The organism is Variovorax sp. P2_H12 (assembly GCF_056403395.1).
On the sequence record NZ_JBFUFO010000211.1, the window covers coordinates 1 to 436 of the forward strand.

A 436-nucleotide genomic window follows, 5' to 3' on the forward strand; every position below is an offset into this window, starting at 1 on the left:
GCCCAAGGGCGTCATGGGCCCCCGTTCGAGATGTCCGGCGTTGAGGTGTGTGAGGACGCGCACCACTCCGGCGGCACGTTCGGCCCGCGTCGTGTCGATCTCGGTGATCYGCCCGGAGCCCACCGTGCTGCGCACGAGTACCGCGTGGGCCATGCCGCGATAGGCGAAGTCGCTGGGATACGGCGCTTTGCCGGTCACCTTCAGCGGCCCGTCGACACGATTGACACCGGGCCCGAGCAGCCGGGGGCGCGAAATTGTCGTCATGACCAGACTCCCGTGACGGTCTGCAGCGTGCGCACGAGCGTGCGCTGGGCCAGTTCCACCTTGAAGGCGTTCTGCGGACGCGGCTCGGCCCCGGCCACCGCTGCCCGGGCGGCGCTGGCGAACACCTCGCCGCCGGCCCGGCTGCCGGTCAGCACCGCTTCCGCCTCCAGGG

The 436-nt window shown here is 71.5% G+C and carries 1 pseudogene; it reads right to left on the reverse strand.

From position 1 onward, the window contains the following. Window positions 1–264 (reverse strand): annotated as a pseudogene (locus tag AC1DYK_RS35850) (xanthine dehydrogenase family protein molybdopterin-binding subunit); the annotation flags it as partial. Between the last annotated feature and the right edge of the window lie 172 nt (window positions 265–436).